This window comes from Cupriavidus sp. 05N39 (assembly GCF_056397325.1).
In genome coordinates, this window is the sequence record NZ_JBFTNE010000100.1 from 22,237 (window position 1) to 28,524 (window position 6,288).

Genomic DNA, 6,288 nt, shown 5'->3' on the forward strand with positions numbered 1-6,288 from the left:
CGCGAGGCGCGGCCCGGCGGCTTTCCGCCGGGCCGCGCCGCTTTCATTTAGCCGGCGTGGCTCTCAGCTTCGCGCCAATGAACTGCAGCGCGAGGCCATAGCCCTGCGTGCCGAAGCCTGCCATCACCGCCTCCGCGATATCGGACAGGTAGGAATGGTGGCGGAACGCCTCGCGCTTGTGCACATTCGAGATATGCACCTCCACGAAGGGAATCGCCACGCCGGCGAAGGCGTCGCGGATCGCCACGCTGGTGTGCGTGAACGCGCCGGGATTGATCAGGATGTAGCTGACGCCCTCGGTGCGCGCCGCGTGGATGCGGTCGACGATGGCGCCTTCGTGGTTGCTCTGGAAGCAGTCCAGCGACAAGCCCATTCCGGCGGCCTGCTGCTTCAGGGCCGCCTCGACGTCCGCCAGCGTGGTCGAGCCATAGATCTGCGGCTCGCGCGTGCCCAACAGGTTCAGGTTGGGGCCGTTGATGACGAGTACGGATTGCATGTTGTTTCCTCTTTCCCAGGTGTTCTTGCCGGTCTTCCGATCGGTGCCGCCTTGCTGGCGGATGCACGGCTCAGGCCTCCACCGTCCCGACGATGCAGCCTGTGCGCGCAGCCTCGGCGATGGCCTCGGCGACACGCAGATTCTGCAGCCCATCATGCACGGTGGCAAGAGGCTTCGCCGTGCCGTGGATCACGTCGCAGAAATGCGCGAGCTGCCGTTCGAGCGGGTCCTCGTGCACCAATCCGGCCACGCTGGCCTGGAATGGCTTTAACCATGAGCGGTCTTTGTCGCGCGCGCAGGTCTTGAGTCGCATGGTCTGCACGGCTAGCGATCCGTGCGCACCGGCGATCAGGTAGCAGTCCTCATCCGGATAACTTCTGGCCCTCCTAGAAGCCCGGCACGCAACGCGCAAGGATGGCCGGACATGCACCAGACAGCAGTACCTGACCGCGTCGTTTGCGCGCCACGCAATGTAAGCAATTTGCAAACGCGCTAGCGCGGGTATTGCCTCTTGCGCCAGGCTGGTCGCGCCATCCGAAATGAGCGTGATATCAGCCGTAACTCATTCCGCTTTGCATTTGACTTCGATAGCGAATTCGGACGCGTCCGATTTACTCGCTAAGCGCACCTATTTAGCATCACCCTGAGTCACTGCGCCTGGACTGGCCGAACCGCGTGGCAGCCGCCATGCGCAAGCCACCGAGTTCCAATCTCTCACGGAGTGTTTTGCATGGGTCATCGCTTGCCGTCGTTTTCCTCCCGCACCGTCCGCGTCACCGGTGCGGGCATGCCCACTTTGCTTGGCCAGCCGATGCTGGTGTTCTCCAAGCTGTCTGGCACCGAAAGCATCAACAGCCTGTTCGCCTACGAACTGGAACTCAAGACCCCGGATGCACGCAATGCCCTGTATGGCCCTGCCGCCGAACTGGACATGGAAGCCATGCAGGGGCAGGAACTGACGGTTGAAATTGAACTGGACGGCGCCGGGTCAGGCCCTGAAGGTGGCGTCGGCAAGGGCACGCGCGAAATCACCGGCATCGTCACCGACCTGTACGGCCCCATCTATGAGAACCAGCACGTCGTCTACCGCATGACGCTGCGCCCCTGGCTTTGGCTCGCCACACAGACCACCGATTACAAGTCGTTCCAGAACATGACGGTGATTGAAATCGCCGAGAAAGTGCTGTCGGATTACACCTTCCCGGTCGAGCGGCGCCTGTTCGGCATCGAGTACCCTCGGCGCGAATGTCAGTGGCAGTTCGGTGAAACGGACTACCGGTTTCTCTGTCGCATCCTCAGCGAATTTGGAATCAACTTCCATTGGGAACACGCAGATGGCCATCACCGCATGGTGTTGACCGATGGCAACGGCGCCTTTCGCAAATTCCCCAGCGCCGCCTATCACACGATCAGTTGGTATCCCTCTTCGGATCGCGTGGATAAGGAACACCTGCACGCCTTCGAAATCCACGACCGGCTGGTGTCGGGCAAGTGGACGCACGGCGACTACGACTTCAACCAGCCGCGTGCCGATCTGAACGTCACCAGCAAAGATCCGCGCGACACCAGCCACCCGATGCAGGAACGGTATGTGTGGCCGGGCGACTTCACCCAACCCAAGACCGGCAGCGATGCCTGGCAGGAAGGCGACATGCTCGCACGCATCCGCATGGAAGCGATGCGCCAGCACGGCTACCGGGTGCGGGGCAAGGGCAACGTGCGCGCGATGGTGCCGGGCTGCATGTTCACACTCAAGCGGTTCATGCGGCGCAAGGCGAACCGCGAATTCCTGATCTATGCCGCGCGCCTGTGGATCGAGGACGTGGGGGAAGTCTCCGGCAGCGGCCAGCAATGGCGCTGCGAGGTCGAATTCGAAGCGCAGCCCAGCAATGAGATCTTCCGCCCAGAGCGCGTGGAAAAGCCCAAGGTGGGCGGCTATCACAGCGCCAGGGTCGTCGGCCCCGAGAACCAGGCCATCTGGTGCGATGACGTGGGGCGGGTCCGCGTCCAGTTCCCGTGGGACCGCTATGGCAAAGACGACGCGAACAGTTCCTGCTGGATTCGCGTGGCCGACTATGCCTCGGGCGACCAGTTCGGCAGCACGCACGTGCCGCGCATCGGCCAGGAAGTGCTGGTGGAATTCATGGGAGGCGACCCGGACCTGCCGATCATTGTCGGGCGGGTGAACAACCGCCTGAACCTGCCGCCCTGGAACCTGCCCGGCCAGCATGCCCTATCCGGCTATCGGAGCAAGGAGCTGTTTGGCGAGGGCCGCAACCACACACTCTATGACGATACCCAGGATCAACAACAGGTCCAGGTAGCCTCGGCCTACCAGAACAGCTTGCTGGCGCTGGGCCACAACGTGCGGGTAAAGGACGCCGAGGGGCGCAAGGACAAGCGCGGCGAAGGGTTCGAGTTGCGCACCGATGGCAAGGGCGCCATCCGTTCGGACGGCATGCTGATCACTACCGAGGCCCGGCGCAAGGCAGAGGGCCATGCGTTGGCGATGCGCGAAACGATCCAGCGGCTGGAACAGGCACTGGGCGAAGGTGCGGCCACACAGAGGATGTCAAGCTGATCGCGCGCAAGGGCAAATTCATCGCGCAGGCGCAGAACAATGAGATGGAGATGGTGTCGCGCGACACGCTGCGCATCACCAGCACCGAGAAGAAAGTAGAGATCACCGCCGCCGAGGAGATCGTCTTCAACGTAGGCGGCACGTACTACCGCATGACGCCCAGCTCCATCGAAAGCGGCACCAGCGGGTCCTGGGCGGTCCACGCGGGCAGCCGCTTGCTCACCGGCCCCAAGACCCGCACCACGCCCATGCCCAGCTTCGGCAAGGGCTACTCCGGCTTCTACAAGCTGCACTGGGAAGACGCCAACCAGCCAGCGCCCTACCAGCCCTATCGCATCACGCGCGCCGATGGCAGCGTCATCGAAGGCGTAACCAACGCCGATGGCGAAACCGCGCTGCGTCTGGCCGAATTCGGCGAACCCCTGAAAATCGAACTCCTGTAAGGACACCATGGCGACCCATCCTTCCCAGCCCGCCAAGACCGCGGCCCCGCTCCCCACGCTGACACTGAAGCCCGGCGGCGCAGTTTGTCAGGTGGGGCTGCCGCTGCGGCCCCTGCGGATTTACTTCCAGACCTACCCCGGCATGAGCGGCAAAGTGTCCGAGCGCGCACTGGCTGGCATCTTCTACAAGCTGCGCATTCCCGGCCGGCCAGACATCGAGAGCCAGACCGAACCCAACGGCCAGATCCTGCTGCCGGGATTGCGGCCGGGGTTGACCGGAGAACTGGAAATCCTGGGGACAACCATTCACCTGCAACCGCGCGACTACAGCGCCGACGAAGCGACCGACGGCCGGACGACGATGAGCATCCAGGGCGCGAAACGCCGCCTGATGATCCTGGGCTATTACGACAAGCCGTACTGTTATGTACCACCGAACACACGAGTGGAACCCCAGACGCCCAACGACAAGCTGGATCATCTTGAAATCGAGGACGCCATTCTTCGCTTCCAGGTGGACAACGGCCTCATGCCGGACGGGGAAATCGAGCGTCACGAAGTGGGTGCCGATGGCAAGATCGATCCGGGCCGGAAATATGGCTTTCACACCGACATCGCAAGCTCCACCACCAGGCAGTTTCATCCCGATTTCGTGGCCCGGCTGGCGGCAGGCGGCGGCAGCGCCCCGCCGGACACGATGACACCGTGCGCCGTACCGCCACCCCAGCCGGCCAAGGGCAAGCCGCAGCCAGGCAAGTCGCAGCCACTCGCGCGGGAGATCTACGAAGGACACCGCTTCGTGCCGGTGCGCTTCGTGCGCGAGAACTACAACAGATTCGATCCGAAATACCCGGAACTGGATGACCGCGGCTATGTCGATGGCAGGCCCGGCCCGGTGGTCAGCCTGACGAATGGACAGACCATTCAGATCTACCTGCAACGCCTGCACTTGTTCAAGAATGTGCCATTGTCCGTCAAGAGCACGGATGAAAGCGTGGTGACGGTTGGCACGCCATCGGGCGATATCGTGCAACTGACTGGAGTCAACGGCGGTGATAGGGAGAAGCCCAGGAAGGCCACCATTGAGGTTCGCTATAGCAACGCTGGTGGCCCGCTCCTGCATCGCCTCTATGTGGAAGTCTACAACCCTATCTGGGTCGCCGTGGTCGTGCACGCCATGACCATCGGCCAGAAGGACAATCCTGCCATTGCGCCGGTTGGCCCAGGCCTGACCCGTCACGATATCTGGAACCTGTTCGACAAGGTCAACGACATCTGGCGCGCGGCCGGCATCCAATACGAGATCGAAGGCTGGCTCGACGAGAACATCCGGCTCACAAAGGCCGGTGAAATGAATGCTGCCGAGTTCGATGAAATAACCAGCGTCAATCGGCTAAGCGGCAAGCTCAATATGTACCTGGTCCGAACCATGAGCGGGATTGGCATCGGATGGGGGGCCTGCAACACCGCGCTGGTGGTTGGCGAGAAGATGGCTGGCGGCTTCCAACAGGCTGCACCGGAAGTCATACAGGCCATTGCCCACGAAATCGGCCACTACCTCGGCCTCTGGCATCCCGGCACGATCAACGCCAGCGGTGACGATGTAGCGAACCCGCCTACCCGGCCGGAAGACCACGCCATGCAGGATTACTGGTCGCGCCGGAGCCTGATGTACGTTTCCACCGCACTGCAGGCGACGCCCCCGCTTCAAGCCAACGTACGTCAACGCGGACGCTTGAACGATGTGGGGTATGGCAGAACACAGTACCCCAATGGGGGATACGTCGACTGCGGCGGCAAGATGCTGTGTTGCAAAGTCGTGCCGACGATTGTGTCCCGTGCGGACGAATCTGAAATCGCCACAGCGCGCAATATCGCGTTGCTCAACCAATCCAAATCAAAAGGAACCGACACCGCATGGAGCCAAGACATCGACGCCAAACCCGGTCATGGCGTGTTTGCCTGACGCTGCTTTATGGCATTGCCACGGCCATGCCGGCCCTATCCGCTACCGCGCAAACCGCACCCGCTCAGGAGACCCAAGCCATGCCAACCCTGGCCCAACTGATTAACGACAAAAAATGGGACGAGGCCAAGACATACTGCCGCACTTACCGGAACGAGGTCATTCCTGAGATCAAGGCGATTCTCGCCCGACGTTATCCCAATAACCTCATCGCGACCGCCAAGGAAAGTGACACAAAGGATGCCGCTTATGCTTGCCTGAGGCAGATCCGCACACAGGAATCCGCGCTGCTTCTAGCGCAGGGCTTCGGCAATGGCGGCGGATACAACAGCATCTATGGCTTGATCGAAGATCCGCGGCCCGAGGTCTACCCCATTCTCAAGGCAAAACTGCAGCCTCCGGAAGAGGAAGATGACAAGGAGCTCCTGCTGACCATGGCCCAGATATCCGTACCTGTGGAACAACGCGTTGCCGATATCCGACCATACCTGGAAGCGAAATATTATGGCGTGCGTCAGGGTGCTGTTCTCGGACTTGCACTGCTGGATGATCCCGGCAGCATGGAACGCATGGCCTATGTGCTGGGGACAGACCGGCGCCAGCGCAAATGGAATTTCCTTCGTACCTTCTATGACTTCCGCGCCTGGAGAATCCCAAAGTTCGTCCCGGTGCTGATCCCGGTCCTGAACGACCCGCAGCCACTCGAAGACATCGGCGTCCGCCAGTACCTCCCCGGCGGCGTCGAGCAGGCCATGACACCCGAAGAACAGCGCTATTGCCGCGCACGCGACTACGCGCTGAA

The 6,288-nt window shown here is 61.9% G+C and carries 6 protein-coding genes; 4 read left to right on the forward strand and 2 right to left on the reverse strand.

Annotated elements, in window-relative coordinates; genetic code table 11:
* Positions 1-43: 43 nt before the first annotated feature.
* A complete protein-coding gene (gene aroQ, locus AC1DN0_RS32950) occupies positions 44-496 on the reverse strand; it encodes a type II 3-dehydroquinate dehydratase (protein ID WP_441637382.1) in 453 nt (150 codons plus the stop codon).
* 70 nt (positions 497-566) lie between these two features.
* Positions 567-926 (reverse strand): Gfo/Idh/MocA family oxidoreductase, encoded by a 360-nt coding sequence (locus AC1DN0_RS32955; RefSeq protein WP_441637389.1) that lies wholly within the window; start codon positions 924-926, stop codon positions 567-569.
* A 300-nt stretch (positions 927-1,226) separates the two neighbouring features.
* Here AC1DN0_RS32955 and AC1DN0_RS32960 point away from each other — a divergent pair, with 300 nt between their 5' ends.
* The 4 genes from AC1DN0_RS32960 to AC1DN0_RS32975 all read left to right on the forward strand — a co-directional run.
* Entirely contained in the window at positions 1,227-3,077 is a 1,851-nt protein-coding gene (locus AC1DN0_RS32960) for a type VI secretion system Vgr family protein (protein WP_477146312.1), read from the forward strand.
* A gap of 20 nt (positions 3,078-3,097) precedes the next feature.
* On the forward strand, positions 3,098-3,520 hold the full coding sequence (locus tag AC1DN0_RS32965) for a DUF2345 domain-containing protein (protein ID WP_477146313.1): 423 nt from the start codon (positions 3,098-3,100) through the stop codon (positions 3,518-3,520).
* Positions 3,521-3,527: 7 nt separating this feature from the next.
* Complete coding sequence (locus AC1DN0_RS32970) at positions 3,528-5,486, forward strand: zinc metalloprotease (protein WP_441637386.1); 1,959 nt, start codon at positions 3,528-3,530, stop codon at positions 5,484-5,486.
* 80 nt (positions 5,487-5,566) lie between these two features.
* Positions 5,567-6,288, forward strand: a 722-nt coding sequence (locus AC1DN0_RS32975; RefSeq protein ID WP_441637387.1) for a hypothetical protein, incomplete at its 3' end; no start/stop codon positions are given.

What these genes read in the sequence shown, in the direction of transcription:
- AC1DN0_RS32970 (WP_441637386.1), top strand. Translation starts at nt 3,528, where the DNA reads ATGGCGACCCATCCTTCCCAGCCCGCCAAGACCGCGGCCCCGCTCCCC.
- AC1DN0_RS32960 (WP_477146312.1), top strand. Translation starts at nt 1,227, where the DNA reads ATGGGTCATCGCTTGCCGTCGTTTTCCTCCCGCACCGTCCGCGTCACC.
- aroQ (WP_441637382.1), bottom strand. Translation starts at nt 496, where the DNA reads ATGCAATCCGTACTCGTCATCAACGGCCCCAACCTGAACCTGTTGGGC.